This is a genomic window from Streptomyces sp. NPDC058401, from assembly GCF_042722885.1.
In the GTDB taxonomy this organism is placed as follows: domain Bacteria; phylum Actinomycetota; class Actinomycetes; order Streptomycetales; family Streptomycetaceae; genus Streptomyces.
Map to the genome: position 1 here is coordinate 46,383 of NZ_JBHXKA010000036.1, position 18,847 is coordinate 65,229.

Here is an 18,847-nt window from a genome sequence, read left to right on the forward strand (position 1 = left end):
GTACGACCCCTCATGATGATCTTCACGCCCGGTGCGGCCTAGGCTGGGAGCGGGCGCCCCAGGCACGGCGCGCCCGTCCACGGCACGTCCACACGAGGGGGAACGGGACACCATGGCTGCGGTGCGGTATCTGGAGATCGCCGAGGCGCTGCGCCGGTCGATCCTCTCCGGCCAGTACCCCGTGGGCGCCCAACTGCCCTCGGAGAGCGATCTGGCGGCACGCTGGTCGGCCTCCCGCGGGACCGTCCGCCAGGCCGTGGCCACGCTCGCCGCCGAGGGGCTGATCGGTTCCCGGCAGGGGGCCCGCCGCATCGTCCTGCGCCATGAGCGCAAGCACAGTTTCGGCGAGCTCAACAGCTTCGCCCAGTGGGCCGAGGGGGTCGGCCACCAGGCCGCGAGCCACTTCCTGTCGCGCACCCGCCGCCCGGCCACCGCCGAGGAGGCGGAGCGGCTGGCCCTGCCGCCCGGTACGGAGATCCTCGCCGTCCTGCGGCTCCGGCTGCTCGACGGGGAGCCGACGATGGTCGAACGGACGGCCTATGCCGACTGGGTGGCGGCGGCCGTCGAGGCGATGCCCGAGGACTGCCGCTCGGTGATGGACGGGCTGGCGGAGGGCTCCGGGATCGTCGCCCACTACGGCGAGCACCTCATCGACGCGCTTCCCGCCGGCAGCGAGGACGCCCGGCTGCTGGAAATCCGCCGCGGCAGCCCGCTTTTGCGCCAGCGGCACGTCTCCGCGACCCGCACGGGCCGCCCGATCGAGTGGTCCGACGACCGCTACCGGGCGGGCAGCGTCACCTTCAGTGTGAACAACTCGGCAGTAGCAACTCCCTTGGAGCGCCGGGCCGGGGACCGGTAGGGCCCGCCGTGCGACGACCGGCCCCGGGGGCGGCCCGCCCCGGCTCCCCCCGGAGCGCGGCGGCGCTTTCGCCGATGGCCTCCGGGAGCCAGTCCGCGAGCCGCTCGAAGCGGAAGCCGAGCGCCGCGGCCCGGCCGTTGTCCATCGCGTAGGCGCGGTCGAAGGAGAACGGCGAGGCCTCGGACCCGTCCGGGACGGTCCGCAGGCGCGGCGCCCGCCCAACGTGCTCCGCGACGGCCCCGGACAGCCCGAGCACGTCCAGTTCCCCGTGCGAGGCGGCGTTCACCGGTCCGGTGAACTCCTGCTGCCCGGCCCAGTGGAGGAACCGGGCGATCTCGTGGTGGTGGACGAAGGAGGTGGGGTACGGGGCTGCGTGCACCGCCACCGGGATCCCGGCGCCGATCCGCTCCACGTAGTGCGCCAGGCGGCCGGTGAACTCCGCCCGGCCGCCGCCGAGTACGTGCGCGGCGCGCACCGCCACGTGGCCGAAGGCGGACTCCGCCCCCAGGACGGCCTCGGCCCGCCTCTTGCCCTCGGCGTAGGCACGCGCCTCGGGGGTGGGCGCCGCGGGGTCGTGGACCTCCATCGTCGAGGTCATCACGTACCGCCCGGTGCGGCCGGCGAAGACGCGGCGGGCGGTCTCGGCCTGCCGGGGCGTGTAGCAGACCTGGTCGAAGACCACGTCGAAGGTGCGCTCCCCCAGCGCGGTCCGGAGTCCCGTTTCGTCCTCCCGGTCGGCGATCAGCCGGCCGACGCCCCGGGGCGGGAGGGCGGAGCCCCGGTTGAGGACGGTCACCTCGTTCCCGGCGTCCCGCTCCAGGGTGACCAGGTGCTTTCCGAAATAGCGGCTGCCGCCGATGACGAGAATCTTCTTCATGTCCGGGACTCTGCCGGGGTACGGTCCCCAGCGGAACTACCGGAATACTGTCCCCGTCGTAAGGGAAACTGATGATCGATGTGCAGCGGCTGCGCATCCTGCGGGCCGTGGCCGAGCACGGCAGCTTCAACAAGGCCGCCGGGGCGCTGCTCCTGACGCCCTCGGCCGTCTCCCAGCACATCGCGGCGCTGGAGCGCGGGCTCGGTCACCCGGTCGCCGTGCGCAGTACCCGCGGGATCACCCTCACCGAACCGGGCCGGCTGCTGGTGGAGGCGGCGGAGGCGGTGTCGGCCGAGCTCGACCGGGTGCGCCACGAGATCGACCGGGTCACCGCCGAGCGGCCGCGGCTGACGGTCGCCACGTTCGTGAGCGGCGGCCGGAGGCTGCTGCCGGGCGCGCTCGCCGGGTTCGTGGCCGCCCATCCGCAGGTGGAGCTGACGGTGCTGGAGGCCGAGCCGGAGGAGGCGGTCCCCATGGTGGCCTCGGGCGACGCCGACCTGGCGCTGACGTACCACTTCGACGGGCCGCTGCCGCTCCGCCCGGGGGCCGCGCTCGACTGGCTGCCGCTGGGCGAGGATCCGCTGGCACTGGTCCTGCCGCCGGGGCACCGGTTCGCGGGGCGCGACTCGGTCGCCCCGGCCGAACTCGCCGCGGAACGCTGGGTGCTGGGCTGCCTCAAAACGGAGGCCTACCTCCGCCGCTACGCGGAGCGCGCCGGCTTCGACCTCCGGGTGGCGGCTTCCACGACGGACTACTTCTTCGCGCGCTCCCTCGTCGAGGCGGGCGTCGGCGTCGCACTGATCCCCCGGATCGCGCTTCCGCCGGGGGGCGGGGACGGGGCGGCTGGCGGCGACGGTGACGCGGATGGCCACGGGCACGGGGACCGGGACCGGGACGGTAAGCGTGGCGGAAGCCTCGACCAGGCGGCCCGCGGCGTGGCCGTCGTACCGGTCGAAGCGCCTTGCCCCGCACGGCACATCGGCGTGCTGACGCCGCGCCGCCGCCGTCCGCATCCCTACGCGGAGGCCCTGACCGTCGCCCTGACCGGGAGCCTGTCGGGTGACCTGTCCGGCGCGCTCACCCGGGCCCCGTCCGGCGGCTTGACCCACACCGCGTCCGGCGGCTTGAGCAACTCCGCGTCCGGCGCCCCCTCCGGGGCGGTGCTGCCGTGATCCGGCTCCTGTGCGGCCCCGCCGCCAATCCGGCCCTGCCCGCCGATCTCCTCGACCGGCTGACCGGCCTCGCGGGCCGCCTCTCCGATCCCGACGGGCGCGCCCGGGACCTTCCGGCGGCGCTGCGCGACGCCCTGGCCGTCGATCCGGACGCGGCCGTCGTCGCCTGCGTGGCCGCCCACCCAGGCCTGTCCGAGGACCGGCTGCGCGCGACGGTCGCGCGGCACGGCGTACGGGTCCTCGCGCAGGTGGCCGCCAACCCGGATGCCTCGCCCGCGTTGTTGGCGGACACCGACACGGCCGAGGCGGCTGCGGCCAACCCCTCCCTCCCCCGGGCGGCGATGGAAGAGCTGCTCGCACGCGCGGCCCGGAGCGGCTGCCCCGGGGAGGGCCCGTTCCCTTGCCGCGGCCTCTCGTACGGTCCGGGGCCGGGGCCGGGGTCCGGCGAGGGTACGCTCGCCGTTCACCTGGCCCCGGATGAAAGTGGTGGTGGTCGTGACCAGGCCGCGTGTGGGTGTCGCCGTGCTGACGCAGGGCGACCGGATGCCCGAGCTGCTGGCCCTGCTCGCCTCGGTGGCCGGGCAGGACGAACCAGCGGTCCGGGTCGTGGTGGTCGGGAACGGGACCACCCTGCCGGGCCTGCCCGAGGACGTGACCGCGGTGGAGCTGAAGGAGAACCTGGGAGTGTCCGGCGGCCGGAACGTCGCCTGGCACCGCCTGCGGGACTTCGGGGACGTCGATGTGCTGGTGGATCTGGACGACGACGGCCTGCTGATCGCGTCGGACGTCGTCCGGCGGATCGCCGACCTGTACGAGGCGGACCGCCGGCTGGGCATCGTCTCGTTCCGGATCGCGGACGAGACCGGAGATACCCAGCGGCGGCACGTGCCCCGCTTGCGGGCGGGTGATCCGATGCGGCGGGGCCTGGTGACGACGTTCCTGGGAGGCGGCCACGCCCTGTCGATGCCCATGCTGGAGGAGACCGGGGCCTGGCCGGAGGCCTTCTTCTTCACGCACGAGGAAACGGATCTGGCCTGGCGGGCGGTCGACCACGGCTGGGACATCCTGTACGAGCCGCAGCTGGTGCTCCGGCATCCGAAGACGTCCCCGGCCCGGCACGCGGTCTACTACCGGATGACGGCCCGGAACCGGGTCTGGCTGGCCAAGCGGCACCTGCCCGCCCCGCTGGTGCCGGTCTACCTCGGCGTGTGGGTGGCGCTGACCGTGGCCCGCAACCGCTCCGCGGCGGGACTACGGGCCTGGTTCGGCGGGTTCGCCGAGGGCGTCCGGACATCCGGCGGCCCCCGGCGCCCGATGCGCTGGCACACGGTCTGGCGACTCACCCGGCTGGGCCGGCCCCCGGTCATCTAGACCGCACTGGGCTCCCGCCGGACCGGCTGCGGACCGGTGGGCTTGGTGGCCCGGACGATGGCGGAGTGCATGCCGTCCGCGACGCCGTGCGTCGGGGTGATCTCGATGTCGGTGAATCCGGCCGCTTCGAGCCCGGCGCGGTATTCGGTGAAGGACAGGGCGCCCGCGATGCAGCCGACGTAGTCGCCGCGTTCGGCCCGCTGGTCGGGGGTGAGGGTGTCGTCGGCGACGACGTCGGAGATGCCGATGCGGCCGCCGGGGACCAGGACCCGGTAGGTCTCGGCGAAGACGGCCTGCTTGTCGGTGGAGAGGTTGACGACGCAGTTGGAGATCACCACGTCGATCGTCGCGGCGGGGAGGGGGATGGCCTCGATGGCGCCCTTGAGGAACTCGACGTTGGCGGCGCCCGCCTTCTTCTGGTTGGCCAGCGCGAGGGCGAGCATCTCCTCGGTCATGTCCAGCCCGTACGCCTTGCCGGTCGGGCCGACGCGACGGGCGGAGAGCAGGACGTCGATGCCGCCGCCGGAGCCGAGGTCGAGGACCCGGTCTCCTTCGTTCAGGTCGGCGACGGCGGTGGGGTTGCCGCAGCCGAGGGAGGCGGCGAGGGCCTCGGCGGGCAGCGCGTCGCGCTCGTCGCCGGTGTAGAGGGCGGAGCCGAAGTTGTCGTCGATCTCGATCGCGGCCGGTCCGCAGCAGGCGGCGGGGCCGCCCTCGGTGACCTGGACCGCCGCCGCGGCGTAGCGCCGGCGGACGGTCTCGCGCAGATCGGTGGGCTGCTCGGTCATGACCTTCACTCCTCAGGGGTGGGGCCTGGCGGGGCCCGGACATTGCTGTATTCACGCTCTTCGATACAACCTTGCGTCTTGGATCGAAAAACGTCAACATAGAAGCATGTCGAAACAAGAGCTCGTGGTGCTCGGCCAGGACACCGCCGACGGCTGCTGCCCGACCCTGCTGACCGCCCCCCTGGACGAAGAGACCGCCACGGGCCTGGCGAAGGTGTTCAAGGCCCTGGGCGACCCGGTGCGGCTGCGGCTGCTGTCGATGATCGCCTCGCGGGACGGCGGGGAGATCTGCGTCTGCGACCTCACCCCGGCCTTCGAGCTGTCGCAGCCGACGATCTCCCACCACCTGAAACTGCTGAAGCAGGCCGGGCTGATCGACTCCGAACGGCGAGGGACGTGGGTGTACTACCGGCTGCTGCCGGAGACCACGGACCAGCTCGCCGCCGTCCTCACCCGCCCCGGCGTCAGCGCCGAACCGGCCGGAACCGCCTCGTGAGCCACACGGACACCGCCGCGGCGGCGGGGCCGGTGGCCGGGCGGCTGTCGTTCCTGGACCGCTTCCTCGCCGTGTGGATCCTCGCCGCGATGGCCGCCGGCCTGGGGCTGGGCCGCCTCGTCCCCGGCCTGGGGGACGCCCTCGCGCAGGTCACCGTCACCGGGATGTCCCTCCCCATCGCGCTCGGCCTGCTCGTGATGATGTACCCGGTCCTGGCCAAGGTCCGCTACGACCGGCTCGACACCGTCACCCGCGACCGCCGCCTGCTGATCCCGTCCCTGGTCCTGAACTGGATCGTCGGCCCGGCGCTCATGTTCGCGCTCGCCTGGATCTTCCTGCCGGACCTGCCCGAGTACCGCACCGGCCTGATCATCGTGGGCCTGGCCCGCTGCATCGCCATGGTGATCATCTGGAACGACCTGGCCTGCGGCGACCGCGAGGCCGCCGCCGTCCTCGTCGCCCTGAACTCCGTGTTCCAGGTCGTCGCCTTCGCCGGACTCGGCTGGTTCTACCTGAACGTGCTGCCGGGTTGGCTCGGCCTGGAGCAGACCGCCCTCGACGTGTCCATGGGGGAGATCGCCCGCTCCGTACTGATCTTCCTCGGCATCCCCCTGCTGGCCGGGTTCCTCACCCGCAGGCTCGGCGAGAAGGCCAAGGGCCGCACCTGGTACGAGACGCGGCTCATCCCCCGGATCGGGCCGTTCGCCCTGTACGGACTGCTGTTCACCATCGTCGTGCTGTTCGCCCTCCAAGGCGACGCCATCACCTCCAAGCCCCTGGACGTCGCCCGGATCGCGCTGCCGCTGCTGGTGTACTTCGCGCTGATGTGGACCGGGTCGATGGCCACCGGCCGGGCGGTCGGACTGGACCATCCGAAGGCGACGACCCTGGCGTTCACGGCTGCGGGCAACAACTTCGAACTCGCCATCGCGGTCGCCATCGCCACCTTCGGCGCCACCTCCGGCCAGGCCCTCGCCGGAGTCGTCGGCCCGTTGATCGAGGTCCCCGTCCTCATCGGCCTCGTCTACGTCGCCCTCGCCGCCCGCCGCTACTTCCCCCGGCCCACGACGACGGCCGCCCCGGCCACCGCCCCGGAAGGCTCCGCCCGTGTCTGACACTCCCGCCGCGAAGCCGTCCGTGCTGTTCGTGTGCGTCCACAACGCCGGCCGCTCGCAGATGGCCGCCGCCTTCCTCACCCACCTCGCAGGCGACCGGATCGAGGTCCGCTCCGCCGGGTCCGCACCGGCCGGCTCCGTGAACCCGGCCGCGGTCGCCGCGATGGCGGAGACGGGCATCGACATGTCCGCCCGGACCCCGAAGATCCTGACCACCGAGGCCGTGCGGGCCTCGGACGTGGTGATCACCATGGGCTGCGGCGACACCTGCCCCGTCTTCCCCGGCAAGCGCTACCTCGACTGGAAGCTCGACGACCCCGCCGGACAGGGCGTCGAGGCGGTCCGGCCGATCCGGGACGAGATCGAGCGGCGCATCCGCGGGCTGATCGCCGAACTGCTGCCGGAACCCGTCTGATCGCTCCTGCCCGGCAGCGGCTGTCCCGAGCCGCCGAGCAGGGGCCGCCGGTCAGGGAGCGGCGGTCAACGCCCCCACCAGGGGTGTGGGCTGCTCCCCCTTCGTGACCGTGACGGGGATGCCCCCGGTCGCCTTCTCCAGCCGCGCCTTGAACTCCGCCGAGGCGGCGCCCTCCGCGGTGCTGGTGACCTCCACCGCCGCTCCGTGACCGCCGGAGACGGTGTAGATGGGGAACCCCGCCTTCAGGTCGATGAGCTTCTTCCCCGCGGCCCGGAGGGTGCGGTGCGCGTACTTGCTCAGGTACAGGTCGGCCCGGGCCGGGTCCGCCTCGGGATCGGCCGCGTGTGCGGCCTCCACCAGGAGCCGGCCGCGGGCGAGGTCGGTGACGCACAGGGCGACCCGGCCCGCCGGGTGGTCGACGATCTGGGTCGAGTAGACGTCGGCGAAGGCTCCGTAGCCCTGAGCCCCGATGGCCTGCGACAGCCGCTCGGCCTCGGGGGTGTTGGCCGGGGTGCCGTCGATCGTCACCGGCGGCGACTGCGACGCGGTGGGGTCGGCCACGGGGCAGGACCCGTCCGAACGGGGTGGCGAGGCCACCGCGGACGGAGCGGCCGGCTCGGCCACGGCAGAACCGGCCGAACCTGCGGACCCGGCCGACCCGGCCGGCACCTTCCCGCAGCCGGTGAGCAGCACGGCGGCCACCCCCAGGGCCACGGCGGCCGCCGCGCCGCCCTTCACCTTCTCCATCCCCGCAGTCTTCGCGTTCACCACGCGCAGGTGTCTCCGGTTGGTTCGACGCCCCATCAGCTCCCCCTCGTGCTCCGTTGCCCGATCGGCAGGGCTGTGACGTGCGCCCGGCTCCACCGGTTCCCCGGTTCCCGGGCCACACGGCAGGGCCGTCCGGTGTGTGGGCGGCCGACATGGCCGGGGCGGCCCCGTGGTTCCTAGGGTCGGTCGGGCCGGCCCGGCCGCGCGCAGGCCCGTTCGGGCGGCGGCGGCCCGGGACCGGGCGGAGGAGGCGTGCGATGGGACTGGACAAGGTGGTCGCGAGCGCGGCCGGGGCGGTGGCGGACATTCCCGCCGGAGCCTCGCTCGCGGTGGGCGGCTTCGGGTTGTGCGGGGTACCGGGCGTGCTGATCGGTGCGCTGCTGGAGCGCCCCGAGGTGCACGGCCTGGAGGTGGTGTCGAACAACTGCGGGGTGGACGACTGGGGTCTGGGGCTGCTGCTGCGCGAGGGCAGGATCGCCCGGATGACCAGCTCGTACGTGGGTGAGAACAAGGAGTTCGCCCGGCAGTACCTGAGCGGCGAACTGGAGGTGGAGCTGGTCGCGCAGGGCACCCTCGCCGAACGGCTGCGGGCCGGTGGCGCGGGCATACCGGCGTTCTACACCCCGGCCGGGGCCGGTACCCAGGTCGCCGAGGGCGGCCTGCCCTGGCGCCACCGGGCCGACGGGAGCGTCGCCGTCGCCTCGCCGCCGAAGGAACTGCGGAGCTGGGGCGGCCGGGAGTACCTCCTGGAGGAGGGCATCACCACTGACTTCGCCCTCGTGCGGGCGGCGGCCGGGGACCGGCACGGCAACCTCGCCTTCCACTCCTCGGCCCGCAATTTCAATCCCCTCGCGGCGATGGCGGGGCGGATCACCATCGCCGAGGTGGAGGAGCTGGTCGAGCCGGGCGAGCTCGATCCGGACGTCGTTCACCTACCCGGCATCTTCGTCCAGCGGGTGGTCCGCGTGGATCCCGCCGATCCGGCGGCGGAGCGGCGCGTGGAGCGCCGCACGGTCCGGACGGCCCTCTTCCCCGAGCAGCAAGGCGGACGGTGACATGGCTCTGACGCGTGAGCAGATGGCGGCCCGCGCCGCCCGGGAACTGTCCGACGGTACGTACGTGAACCTGGGGATCGGCCTGCCGACCCTCATCCCCGACCACCTGCCGCCCGGCGTCGAGGTGGTGCTCCAGTCGGAGAACGGCATCCTGGGCGTGGGCCCGTACCCCTCGGCCGGGCAGCTGGACCCGGACCTGGTCAACTCGGGCAAGGAAACGGTGACGGTCCGGCCGGGGGCCGCGTTCTTCGACTCCGCGCTGTCCTTCGGCATGATCCGCGGCGGGCACGTGGACGCGGCCGTGCTGGGCGCCATGCAGGTGTCGGCCTCGGGCGACCTGGCCAACTGGATGATCCCCGGGAAGATGGTCAAGGGGATGGGCGGCGCGATGGACCTGGTGCACGGTGCGCGCCGGGTGATCGTGCTCATGGAGCACACGGCCAAGGACGGCACGCCGAAGCTCGTGGAACGGTGCACGCTGCCGCTGACCGGGCGCGGCGTCGTCCACCGGGTGATCACCGACCTCGCGGTCCTCGACATCACCCCGGGGGGCTTCCTGCTCCGCGAACTGGCGCCCGGGGTCTCGCTGGACCAGGTCCGCGCGGCAACGGACGCGGAAGTGGTGGTGGAGACGGGGGCGGTGGCGGAGCCGGTGGAGGCGGCGGGTGGTGCTACCCGTCCGCCGGCAACAGGTTCCTGATCGCCGCGACGGCGGTCCGCGGGTCGTCGGCGTGCCAGTGGACCGTACGGACCTGCGTGCGTCGGCCCCACAGGGACACGGCGGTGACCGGGGCGGTCAGCGTGATGGTGATCGAGGTCTGTGAGGCGATGGCCACGTCCAGCACCCCGTCCTCCGGCCTGTTCGCGTCCGGGAAGCGGAGGTCGTGGCCCACGGACGCGATCCGGTCCAGGGGGATCCGCAGATCCAGCACGGCACCGCGCCTCACCCGCAACTCACCCGGCCGCAGCACGTGGGGGCGGGTGACCGCGGCGGCCTGCAACCCCAGGACCAGGAACACCGTGTAGAGGTCGAGGAGCAGCATCACCAGGTGGGCCACCGGATACTCGGCGAGCATGAAGGACACGCCGGCCGTCTCGATCGCGAAGAAGAAGACCAGCCCGTACATCGTCGGCGCCTGGGCCCGCGCGTACCCGACGGCGGTGTCCCCGTCCCCGACCCCGTGCGAGCGCCGGGTCGCCCACAGCCCGAGGCTCGCCATCCACCGCCCCTCGTGCGCTGCCAGCCGCCGTGCTCGTGTGATGAGTTCCCCGGTGCTCATGTGGCCCAGTAGATCAGGTCGTTAGCAGCGGACCGGAGTCGCGCGCAACCCTCGTGGCCCCCGCAAGCGGGGGCCACGTATGGCGCTCCGCACCATGCCGGCGCGGGAGGACCCGGTCCTACGGTGGCGGGCACCGCAGGCCGCCCGCCCCGGGCGACGGGGCCCTACCCTGCCCTGCCCTGCCCTGCCCTGCCCTGCCCTGCCCTGCCCTGCCCGCAACCTGCCTGCCCGCAACCTCAGGGAGCCGCCATGTCCTTGTGCAGCAGACCGACCGACATCCCGTCGCCCGGCATCCCCTCGCCCGGCCCGACGTACGGGCGCGCGCGCCGGGCTCTCGTGCGGCTGCTCGCGCTGCCGCTGCTGGCCGTGGGCGGGGTGCTGGGCGGGCCGGTGTCCCCGGCCCGCGCCGCCGTCACGCTCCAGCGGGTGGCCGACTTCGGGGCCAATCCCGGGCAGCTGGGCATGTACGTGTACCGGCCGGCCTCCCTCCCGGCCGACCCGCCCGTGGTGATCGCCCTGCACGGCTGCACGCAGAACGCCCAGACCTACGCGGACAATTCGGGACTGCCCGAACTCGCCGACCGCGCCGGGTTCCTCCTCGTCCTCGCGGAGACGAGCTCCGCGAACAACCCCAACAAGTGCTTCAACTGGTTCCAGGCCGCGGACAACCGGCGCGGCCAGGGCGAGGCCGCGTCCATCCGGCAGATGGCGGCCCACTCCGCCTCCGCCTACTCCGCGGATCCCGCCCGCACCTTCGTCACCGGCCTGTCGGCCGGCGGGGCCATGACCTCCGTGATGCTCGCGGCCTACCCGGACGTGTTCGCGGCCGGGGCGGTGGTCGCCGGGCTGCCCTACGACTGCGCCAGGGGGAGCAGTCCCTACGCGTGCATGAACCCCGGGGTGGACAAGTCCCCTGCCGACTGGGCCCGGTTGGTCCGCGACGCGTATCCGGCATGGAGCGGTCCCTGGCCCCGGGTGGCGATCTGGCAGGGTGACGCGGACACCACGGTCGTCCCCCGCAACGCCGACGAACTGCGGGACCAGTGGACGGCGTTGCACGGCCTCCCGCAGACCCCCTCCCGCACGTCCGTCATCGGGCCCGACGCGACCCGGCAGGAGCAGTACGCGGCCGCCGACGGCACGGTGGCCGTGGAGGTGGACCGGGTCCCGGGCATCGGGCACGGCACCCCGGTCGACCCCGGTTCCGGCCCCGGCCGGTGCGGGCACACGGGGGCGGCGTACTTCCTGGCCTCGATCTGCTCCGCCCACTGGATCGCGGAGTTCTTCGGCCTGAACGGCCCCCCGACCGATCCCGGCCCGGGCCCCGGTCCCGACCCCGGTGGACCCCCGGCGTGCTGGAAGGCGAACAACTACCAGCAGGTGCAGGCGGGCCGGGCCACGACCGACGGGAGCTACGCGTACGCGAAGGGCTCCGGGCAGAACCTGGGCCTCTACAACCTCTACGTCACGCACACCCTGAAGGAGGCGCCGCCCGGCCACTTCGTCATCGCCGACGCGAACTGCCCCTGAGCACCGGTCCACAGTCCACCGGTCTACGGGTCCGCCCTTCCACCGGCCCCCGCCCGCCCTGCTCCCTTTCCCCGCACACCACCTCTGGAGGCTCCCCGTGCCACCGCCCACCCGCTCCGCCGCCACCGCGGCCACCGCCGTCCTCCTCCTGGCCTCGGCCCTGCCGGCCCTCCTCGCTCCCCCGGCCGCCGCCGGGGAGGCCGACGGGTCCGGCACCCACTGCACCCGCCGGACCCGCCTGCACGTCCCTGGCGCCGAACACCAACAGACAGCCTGCCTGGCGGAGTTGACCACCGCAGGCACGGTGACCTCCGGGCACACCGATCCGGCCGACTGGGCCGGTCTCACCCCCAAGGACCTGACCGTCCCGACCGGCGTGCCGGGCATCCAGATCGACGGCTACTTCCCCGACACCGCCGCCCCCGCAGCCGTCACCAACACCAACCACGGCTGGAACCACGACGCGCAGTTCGTCATCCGGCTGCCCGACCGCTGGAACGGCGGACTGGTGGTCGCCGGCTCCCCGGGCGTGCGCGAGCAGTACGCCAACGACCGGGCCATCGGCGACTGGGTGCTCGCGCGCGGCTACGCCTTCGCCGCCACCGACAAGGGCAACACCGGGGCCGCCTTCCACCGCGACGGGCGGACCCCCGGGGACGCCGTCGCCGAGTGGAACACCCGGGTCACGGAGCTGACCCGGGCCGCCCGTGCGGTCGTCGCGCAGCGCTACCACCGGGCCCCGGGCCGCACCCTCGCCACGGGCATGTCCAACGGGGGCTACCTGGTGCGCTGGCAGCTGGAGAACCATCCGGAGCTGTACGACGGCGGGGTGGACTGGGAGGGCACCCTGTGGCGGGCCGACGGGCCGAACCTCCTCACGTTCCTGCCCCCGGCGCTGACCGCCTACCCCGTCTACGCGGCGGGCGGCCCGCAGGCGGGGCAGGCGCACGAGGCGATGCTCGCCGCCGGATTCCCGGCCGGGTCGGAGTTCCTGTGGCCCTTCCACCACGGCTACTACTGGGACCTCACCCAGCGGATCTACCGCGAGGAGTTCGATCCGGGCTTCGACGGCGCGGCCGAGGCCGGAACCCCCTTCTGTGCGCCGGGCACGCCGGCCTGCGACGCCGACTACGCCTACGCCGACCGGCCGGCGGAGGTCCGGGCCGCCGTGGCGAAGACCGCCCTCACCGGCCGGATCGGCAAACCGCTGATCACCCTGCACGGCACCCTCGACGTCCTGCTCCCCATCACCCGGGACTCCGACGTCTACGCCGACATGGTCCGCCGGGCCGGCCGCGGGGCGCTGCTGCGCTACTACCGCATCGAGGGCGGTACCCACGTGGACTCGCTGGTGGACGCCTTTCCCGACCGGCTGCGTCCCCTCACCCCGTGCCACCGGGCCGCCTTCACCGCGCTGGAGGACTGGATCGGCCGCGGTGTGCGGCCGCCGCCCGGCCACACCGTGCGACGGGATCCGGCGGCCTCGCCGGCCGCCCTGCTGACCGGATGCCCGCTCGACGCCTGAGGGCGGAGCCCGCCCGGCCGCCGGTCCCGCATGGTGATCATCTCCATACGGGCGGCTCCGAGTATGGGGGGCGGCACCGTGGGCGCGGCCCGCGGCCCTCCCTACGCTTCGGGCCATGACGAGCGAACCCACGAGCGAACCTCCTTCCCCCAGCGGTCCGCAGGGGCGCGTCGCCCTGGTGACGGGCGGCGGCAGCGGCATCGGCCGGGCGTGCGCGGTGGCCCTGGCCGAGGCCGGGGCCGTCGTGCACGTGGCCGATGTCGACGCGGAGGCGGCCCGGGCGGTCGCCGGCCTCGTCGGCGGGTACGCCCACGTCGTCGACCTGGCCGATCCCGCCGCCCTCGGGCGGCTGCCCGCGGCCGTCGACATCCTGGTCAACAGCGCCGGGCTCCAGCACGTCGCCCCGATCACCGAGTTCCCGCCCGAGCGCTTCGCCCTGATCCAGCAGGTGATGGTCACCGCGCCCTTCCTGCTGCTGCGCCACGTGCTGCCGCACATGTACGCCGCCCGATGGGGGCGGGTGGTCAACATCTCCAGCGTGCACGGGCTGCGCGCCAGCGCCTACAAATCGGCCTACGTGGCGGCCAAGCACGCGCTGGAGGGGCTGAGCAAGGTCACCGCGATCGAGGGGGCCCCGTACGGGGTGACCAGCAACTGCATCAGCCCCGGCTACGTCCGCACCCCGCTGGTCGAGGGCCAGATCCAGGACCAGGCCGCCGCGCACGGCATCCCCGCCGGGGACGTCCTCGCCGAGGTACTGCTGACCCGGTCGCCGATCAAGCGGCTCATCGAGCCCGAGGAGGTCGCGGCGGCCGCCCTGTGGCTGTGCGGTCCGCACACCGGTTACGTGACGGGCACCTCGCTCCCCCTGGACGGCGGCTGGAGCGCCAGCTGACCCCGTCCGGGTGACGGCCCGTGCGCCGCGGGTGACGGGCTGGCCAGAGGCTGGTCGGAGAGTGTCCAGAGGGTGTTCAGGGGGTGCCTGAAGGAGCGATCCGCGCGCGGGTTAGCATATGAGCGCCGCCTAGCTCGAAAGATAATTCTGTGACTGTCAATGACGACTCGTTCACCAACTGGAAGAACCGCGAGAAGATCGCGGAGTCGATGATTCCGATCATCGGCAAGCTGCACCGGGAGCGGGACGTCACGATCCTCCTGCACAGCCGCTCCTTGGTGAACAAGTCCGTGGTGAGCATTCTCAAGACCCACCGTTTCGCGCGCCAGATCGACGGCGAGGAGCTCTCGGTCACCGAGACCCTCCCCTTCCTCCAGGCGCTCACCACCCTCGACCTCGGTCCCTCGCAGATCGACCTCGGCATGCTCGCCGCGTCGTACGCGGCGGACGACCGCGGTCTGTCGGTGGAGGAGTTCACCGCCGGCGCCGTTTCCGGCGCCACGGGTGCCAACAAGATCGAGCGCGGTGCGGGCCGCGACGTGGTCCTCTACGGTTTCGGCCGCATCGGCCGCCTCGTCGCCCGGCTGCTCATCGAGAAGACCGGTTCCGGCAACGGCCTGCGCCTGCGTGCCATCGTCGTCCGCGGAGGCGGTGAGGCGGACCTCGTCAAGCGCGCCTCGCTGCTGCGCCGCGACTCGATCCACGGCCAGTTCCAGGGCACGATCACCGTGGACGAGGCGACCAGCACGATCATCGCCAACGGCAACGAGATCAAGGTGATCTACGCCAACGACCCGTCCGAGGTCGACTACACGGCGTACGGCATCAAGGACGCCATCCTGATCGACAACACCGGCAAGTGGCGCGACCGCGAGGGCCTGTCCAAGCACCTGCGCCCCGGTATCGACAAGGTCGTCCTGACGGCTCCGGGCAAGGGCGACGTCCCGAACATCGTGCACGGGGTCAACCACGACACGATCAAGCCGGACGAGCAGATCCTGTCCTGCGCCTCCTGCACCACCAACGCGATCGTCCCGCCGCTGAAGGCGATGGCGGACGAGTACGGCGTTCTGCGCGGCCACGTGGAGACCGTCCACTCGTTCACCAACGACCAGAACCTGCTGGACAACTACCACAGCGCCGACCGCCGCGGCCGTTCCGCGCCGCTCAACATGGTCATGACGGAGACCGGCGCGGCCTCGGCCGTCGCCAAGGCGCTGCCCGACCTCAAGGCCCCGATCAGCGGCAGCTCGATCCGCGTCCCGGTCCCGGACGTCTCGATCGCGATCCTCAGCCTGCGGCTCGGCCGCGAGACCACCCGCGAAGAGGTGCTCGACTACCTCCGCGACGTGTCGCTGACCTCGCCGCTGAAGCGCCAGATCGACTTCACCACGGCGCCCGACGCGGTCTCCAGCGACTTCATCGGCTCGCGTCACGCCTCGATCGTCGACGCGGGTGCCACCAAGGTCGACGGGGACAACGCGATCCTCTACCTCTGGTACGACAACGAGTTCGGCTACTCCTGCCAGGTCGTCCGGGTCGTCCAGTACGTCTCCGGGGTCGAGTACCCGACCTACCCGGCGCCGGCGGCCTGATCCGCCGAGGCCCCGTAGGACCGGATGTACCGGACGCCCCCCGAGTGACCCCAGGTCACTCGGGGGGCGTCCGTGCTTCCCGGCCCGGGGCCGCGGCGGCGCGGGCCGCCGCGAGCTGGGTGCGCGAGCGGACGCCGAGCTTGCGGTAGACGCGGCTCAGCATGCCCTCGACGGTCTTGACCGAGATGAACATGTGCTGCGCCGCCTGCTGGTTGGTGGCGCCCTGGCAGATGAGGTCCGCCAGCCGGGACTCGGACTCGGTCAGCCTGCGCGCGCCCGGGGCCGGGCCCGTGGCCGGGGCCGATCCGCCCGCCCGGTCGAGGAGCTCCCGGGTGAGCTCCTGCCAGGGGCGGGCGCCGGTGTCGTCGAAGACGCCCATGGCCGCCTCCCAGGCCGCGCGGGCTGCCGCCTGGCGCCTGCGGGCCCGCTCGACCCGGCCCAGGGCGAGGAGCGTACGGGCCTGTTCCAGGGGCAGGCCCAGCCGTTCGAAGGCGGCCGCCGTGCCGTGGAGCAGACCGCTCGCCTCCTCCACGGCTCCGCCGCGGGCCAGCAGGATCCCGTGGGCACGGTCCAGTGCCGCCCCCGGCCCCGAGTCGGCCCCGGCCGGGGCGGCGGCCGGCCGTGCGCGCTCCAGCAGGGCGCGGGCCAGGTCGAGCCGGCCCGCGCAGGTGAAGGCCTCCACGGCGTCCGGCTGCCAGCGGAACATGCCCGGGTCTGCGAGAGGGACGTGCCGCTCGGCCTCGGCGACGGCCGTGAGGGAGGCCACGGCGTCGGCGACGTCCCCGGTGTGCAGCTGGACGGCGCCCATGACCCAGAGGTTGCGCGACACGTACAGCCCGTCCCCCTCCTCCTGCGAGGCGCGGGCTCCGCAGGAGGCGGTGCGCAGGGCGGCCGCGAAGGAGCCGGCGGCGCTCTGCGTCAGCGCCGCCGTGTACCAGGCGGGGCCCATGGACAGCCCCGCCGCGGTGGACAGCCGTACGGCCTGGTCGGCCCACGCGAGCGCCGGGGCGCACGCCCCGAGGCGGGTGTCGACCTCGGCGAGGCTGCGCCAGATGTCGACCAGGTCTTCGGCGTCGCCCTCGTGCTCGGCCAGCGCGAGCAGTTCCAGGAGCCGTTCGCGCGCCTCCGTCAGCCGGTCGTCGAAGACGGCGTGCCGGGCGGCGAGGTACTGGGCGCTGTTGCGGATGCCGGAGTGCTGGGCCGGCACCCCGAGGGCGAGGGCCTCGGCGAGGGTGCCCGGCGCGTCGGCGGTGCCGAGGACGCGCTCCATCCGGGCCCGCATGGTCAGGGCGGCCGCTTGCAGGGGGCGGTGGCCGCCGGCGGCTGCGAGTTCGGCGGCCCGTCCTGCTGCGCGCAGAGCCCGCTCCGGGGCCGCGTGGGCCACGTTGGCGGCGATGGCCGCGCGGAGTTCGACGGCGGCGAGCAGGTCGGGGTGGCCCGCCGCCAGTTCCCGGCAGCGTGCGAGCAGCGGCTCCAGATCGGAGATGGCCTGCCCGTGGGCGTCGACCACGGCGAGCAGTGCGGTGACCTGGTCGGTGGGTTCGGCCCTGCTGGCGGTCAGTGCGTCGGCGGCCTGCCGGGCGATGTCGACGGAGCCGGCGCTGGCCGCCTCCTGGGCCGCGTACGAGAGCCTGCGGATGCGCATGGCGGAGCGGGCCGGCGGGGTGATCTCGGCGGCCAGCAGGAACAGTTCGGCGGCCAGGGCCCGTTCGCCCGCCTCGCGGGCGGTGGCTGCGGCGGTCTCGGTGTCCTCGGCCAGTCCCTGGTCGGGCAGGTCCGCGGCCAGGGCCCGGTGGCGCACCTCGTGGACGGGGTCTCCGACGGCCCGTGCGAGCGTCAGGTGGGCGGCCGCGCGCAGGGGCCTGGCCCCGGAGCGTGCGGCCGCGCGGGCCAGGGCCGCCGCGGTGAAGTGGACGGCGCTCGCCGGGTCCACGCTCAGCACCCCGGCGGCCTGGGCCTGGGCCAGGTGTTCCTCGGCGTCGGAGCGGCCCGCCCGCAGCAGGAGCGGCAGCGAGGGCCGGCTCGTCAGGGCGGCGAGCATCAGGGTGTGGCGGGCGGGTTCGCCGAGCGTGGAGCGCAGCCAGGCCCCGGCCGCGTCGACCGTCTGCCCGGCCATGGCGGGCCGGTGCCGCTGGGACGCGGGCAGCCGCGCGAGCGCCGTACAGGACACGGAGGTCAGCAGGGGGTGGCCGCCGCAGTGGCTCTGCAGGGGGCCCGCCCAGCGGGTGGGCAGGCCGTGTGCCTCCAGCAGGGCGGCCGTCTCCTCGGCGTCGAGGGGGTCCACGTCGACCTGGACGGGGTGCCCGCCGAGCAGCCGGGCGGCGGCCTGCGCACGGCCGTGGACGCGTTCGGTGACGAGCGCGGTGAGCCCGGGTGCGGGGAGGGTCCGCAGGGCGTAGCCGAGGACGTCGGCGCTGGCCGGGTCGAGCCATTGGGCCCCGTCCACGGCCAGGATCCAGCGGCCCGACGCGAGCAGCGCGGTCACCGCGAGGCGCGCGGGCAACTGCTCGGAGGCGGCGAGCGGTTCGTCGGCGCCCCGGTGCAGGATCCGGTCGACCACTTCGTTCTGCCTGCCCGAGAGCGCCGCGAGCTGGGCCGGGCCGCAGTGGGACAGCATCTGGGCGAGTGCGCCGAAGACGTGGTCGCGGTCCTCTTCGACCGTCGTGACGCGCAGCACCGTACGCCCGGGGCCGGGGCCGGGGCCGGAGGGGAGGGTGCGCAGCACCTCCTCCAGGACGGTGGTCTTGCCCGCGCCCCAGGGGCCGGCGAGCGCCACCCGCCCCTCGCGCTCCAGCACGGCGGCGGCGTGCCGGGCCGCGCCCGGGACCGCGTGCCGGCCCCCTGCGGCCGGCGCGGGGCCGTCGGTGCGGTGGGCCGGGTTCGCGGGGTCCGCGAAGGTCGCGGGGTGGGCGGGGTCGCTGTCTGGCGTCACGAGGAGGCACCGTAGGCGGCGCCGGTTCGCGTGACAACGCCGGGTGCCGCCGGGCGCGGGGATCAAGGGTTTCCCCTGATGCCAAGGGGTCCCGCTCCCGGCGATGGTGGTGCGACGGCGGGCCGTCCGCGCTCCGGATGCGGGGTGGCAGATCCGGAGCACCGTGCCCTTCCCGGG

17 protein-coding genes are annotated in these 18,847 nt (G+C 74.0%); 12 read left to right on the top strand and 5 right to left on the bottom strand.

The genetic code is table 11. From position 1 onward, the window contains the following. Window positions 1–112 precede the first annotated feature (112 nt). Window positions 113–859, top strand: a complete 747-nt coding sequence (locus ACFWNV_RS16150; protein ID WP_383946577.1) for a GntR family transcriptional regulator — start codon at window positions 113–115, stop codon at window positions 857–859. Here the strand turns inward: ACFWNV_RS16150 and ACFWNV_RS16155 are convergent. Next, window positions 801–1,736, bottom strand: coding sequence for a reductase (locus ACFWNV_RS16155; RefSeq protein ID WP_383946580.1), 936 nt, complete (start codon window positions 1,734–1,736; stop codon window positions 801–803). The two genes, ACFWNV_RS16150 and ACFWNV_RS16155, sit on opposite strands and share 59 nt — an antisense overlap. A gap of 71 nt (window positions 1,737–1,807) precedes the next feature. Here ACFWNV_RS16155 and ACFWNV_RS16160 point away from each other — a divergent pair, with 71 nt between their 5' ends. Beyond that, complete coding sequence (locus ACFWNV_RS16160; RefSeq protein ID WP_383946583.1) at window positions 1,808–2,908, top strand: LysR family transcriptional regulator; 1,101 nt, start codon at window positions 1,808–1,810, stop codon at window positions 2,906–2,908. Between the two features lie 495 nt (window positions 2,909–3,403). After that, window positions 3,404–4,279: a glycosyltransferase family 2 protein gene (locus ACFWNV_RS16165; RefSeq protein ID WP_383946585.1), complete on the top strand. Its 876-nt coding sequence runs from the start codon at window positions 3,404–3,406 to the stop codon at window positions 4,277–4,279. On the opposite strand, the gene arsM is transcribed toward ACFWNV_RS16165, so the two are convergent. Then, the gene (arsM, locus tag ACFWNV_RS16170; RefSeq protein ID WP_383946587.1) at window positions 4,276–5,064 is read right to left on the bottom strand and encodes an arsenite methyltransferase; all 789 of its coding nucleotides are present in this window, start codon (window positions 5,062–5,064) and stop codon (window positions 4,276–4,278) included. The two genes, ACFWNV_RS16165 and arsM, sit on opposite strands and share 4 nt — an antisense overlap. Before the next feature lie 106 nt (window positions 5,065–5,170). Between arsM and ACFWNV_RS16175 the strand changes: the two genes are divergently transcribed. From ACFWNV_RS16175 to ACFWNV_RS16185, 3 genes are read left to right on the top strand one after another with little or no spacing between them, the layout of a single operon-like run. After that, window positions 5,171–5,560, top strand: a complete 390-nt coding sequence (locus tag ACFWNV_RS16175) for an ArsR/SmtB family transcription factor (protein ID WP_383946590.1) — start codon at window positions 5,171–5,173, stop codon at window positions 5,558–5,560. Further along, window positions 5,557–6,675 (top strand): ACR3 family arsenite efflux transporter, encoded by a 1,119-nt coding sequence (gene arsB / locus ACFWNV_RS16180; RefSeq protein WP_383946593.1) that lies wholly within the window; start codon window positions 5,557–5,559, stop codon window positions 6,673–6,675. Before ACFWNV_RS16175 ends, arsB begins: the two co-directional genes overlap by 4 nt. After that, window positions 6,668–7,090: an arsenate reductase ArsC gene (locus ACFWNV_RS16185; protein ID WP_383946596.1), complete on the top strand. Its 423-nt coding sequence runs from the start codon at window positions 6,668–6,670 to the stop codon at window positions 7,088–7,090. The genes arsB and ACFWNV_RS16185 overlap by 8 nt, the downstream gene beginning before the upstream one ends. A gap of 51 nt (window positions 7,091–7,141) precedes the next feature. Here ACFWNV_RS16185 and ACFWNV_RS16190 read toward each other — a convergent pair whose 3' ends face one another. After that, window positions 7,142–7,837, bottom strand: a complete 696-nt coding sequence (locus tag ACFWNV_RS16190; RefSeq protein ID WP_383946599.1) for a hypothetical protein — start codon at window positions 7,835–7,837, stop codon at window positions 7,142–7,144. 278 nt (window positions 7,838–8,115) lie between these two features. Between ACFWNV_RS16190 and ACFWNV_RS16195 the strand changes: the two genes are divergently transcribed. Together ACFWNV_RS16195 and ACFWNV_RS16200 are read left to right on the top strand one after the other, a co-directional pair. Further along, window positions 8,116–8,913, top strand: a complete 798-nt coding sequence (locus tag ACFWNV_RS16195; RefSeq protein ID WP_383946602.1) for a CoA transferase subunit A — start codon at window positions 8,116–8,118, stop codon at window positions 8,911–8,913. A gap of 1 nt (window position 8,914) precedes the next feature. Then, window positions 8,915–9,613, top strand: a complete 699-nt coding sequence (locus ACFWNV_RS16200; protein ID WP_383946604.1) for a CoA transferase subunit B — start codon at window positions 8,915–8,917, stop codon at window positions 9,611–9,613. Here ACFWNV_RS16200 and ACFWNV_RS16205 read toward each other — a convergent pair. Next, window positions 9,585–10,193: a hypothetical protein gene (locus ACFWNV_RS16205; RefSeq protein WP_383946607.1), complete on the bottom strand. Its 609-nt coding sequence runs from the start codon at window positions 10,191–10,193 to the stop codon at window positions 9,585–9,587. The genes ACFWNV_RS16200 and ACFWNV_RS16205 overlap by 29 nt on opposite strands. A 249-nt stretch (window positions 10,194–10,442) precedes the next feature. Here ACFWNV_RS16205 and ACFWNV_RS16210 point away from each other — a divergent pair, with 249 nt between their 5' ends. The 4 genes from ACFWNV_RS16210 (at window position 10,443) to ACFWNV_RS16225 (ending at window position 15,738) form a co-directional block, all read left to right on the top strand. Continuing rightward, window positions 10,443–11,723: an alpha/beta hydrolase family esterase gene (locus tag ACFWNV_RS16210; protein ID WP_383946610.1), complete on the top strand. Its 1,281-nt coding sequence runs from the start codon at window positions 10,443–10,445 to the stop codon at window positions 11,721–11,723. Window positions 11,724–11,820: 97 nt separating this feature from the next. Continuing rightward, complete coding sequence (locus ACFWNV_RS16215) at window positions 11,821–13,248, top strand: 3-hydroxybutyrate oligomer hydrolase family protein (RefSeq protein ID WP_383946612.1); 1,428 nt, start codon at window positions 11,821–11,823, stop codon at window positions 13,246–13,248. A 115-nt stretch (window positions 13,249–13,363) separates the two neighbouring features. After that, window positions 13,364–14,143 (top strand): 3-hydroxybutyrate dehydrogenase, encoded by a 780-nt coding sequence (locus ACFWNV_RS16220; RefSeq protein ID WP_383946615.1) that lies wholly within the window; start codon window positions 13,364–13,366, stop codon window positions 14,141–14,143. A 149-nt stretch (window positions 14,144–14,292) separates the two neighbouring features. After that, entirely contained in the window at window positions 14,293–15,738 is a 1,446-nt protein-coding gene (locus tag ACFWNV_RS16225) for a glyceraldehyde-3-phosphate dehydrogenase (RefSeq protein ID WP_383946618.1), read from the top strand. Between the two features lie 55 nt (window positions 15,739–15,793). Here ACFWNV_RS16225 and ACFWNV_RS16230 read toward each other — a convergent pair whose 3' ends face one another. Then, a complete protein-coding gene (locus ACFWNV_RS16230) occupies window positions 15,794–18,670 on the bottom strand; it encodes a LuxR C-terminal-related transcriptional regulator (RefSeq protein WP_383946620.1) in 2,877 nt (958 codons plus the stop codon). Between the last annotated feature and the right edge of the window lie 177 nt (window positions 18,671–18,847).

Bases quoted from the DNA above. Each gene is read 5' to 3' on its own strand.
- ACFWNV_RS16150 (WP_383946577.1), top strand. From the start codon at position 113: ATGGCTGCGGTGCGGTATCTGGAGATCGCCGAGGCGCTGCGCCGGTCG.
- ACFWNV_RS16155 (WP_383946580.1), bottom strand. From the start codon at position 1,736: ATGAAGAAGATTCTCGTCATCGGCGGCAGCCGCTATTTCGGAAAGCAC.
- ACFWNV_RS16160 (WP_383946583.1), top strand. From the start codon at position 1,808: ATGATCGATGTGCAGCGGCTGCGCATCCTGCGGGCCGTGGCCGAGCAC.
- arsM (WP_383946587.1), bottom strand. From the start codon at position 5,064: ATGACCGAGCAGCCCACCGATCTGCGCGAGACCGTCCGCCGGCGCTAC.
- ACFWNV_RS16175 (WP_383946590.1), top strand. From the start codon at position 5,171: ATGTCGAAACAAGAGCTCGTGGTGCTCGGCCAGGACACCGCCGACGGC.
- ACFWNV_RS16190 (WP_383946599.1), bottom strand. From the start codon at position 7,837: ATGGAGAAGGTGAAGGGCGGCGCGGCGGCCGCCGTGGCCCTGGGGGTG.
- ACFWNV_RS16195 (WP_383946602.1), top strand. From the start codon at position 8,116: ATGGGACTGGACAAGGTGGTCGCGAGCGCGGCCGGGGCGGTGGCGGAC.
- ACFWNV_RS16200 (WP_383946604.1), top strand. From the start codon at position 8,915: ATGGCTCTGACGCGTGAGCAGATGGCGGCCCGCGCCGCCCGGGAACTG.
- ACFWNV_RS16205 (WP_383946607.1), bottom strand. From the start codon at position 10,193: ATGAGCACCGGGGAACTCATCACACGAGCACGGCGGCTGGCAGCGCAC.
- ACFWNV_RS16210 (WP_383946610.1), top strand. From the start codon at position 10,443: ATGTCCTTGTGCAGCAGACCGACCGACATCCCGTCGCCCGGCATCCCC.
- ACFWNV_RS16220 (WP_383946615.1), top strand. From the start codon at position 13,364: ATGACGAGCGAACCCACGAGCGAACCTCCTTCCCCCAGCGGTCCGCAG.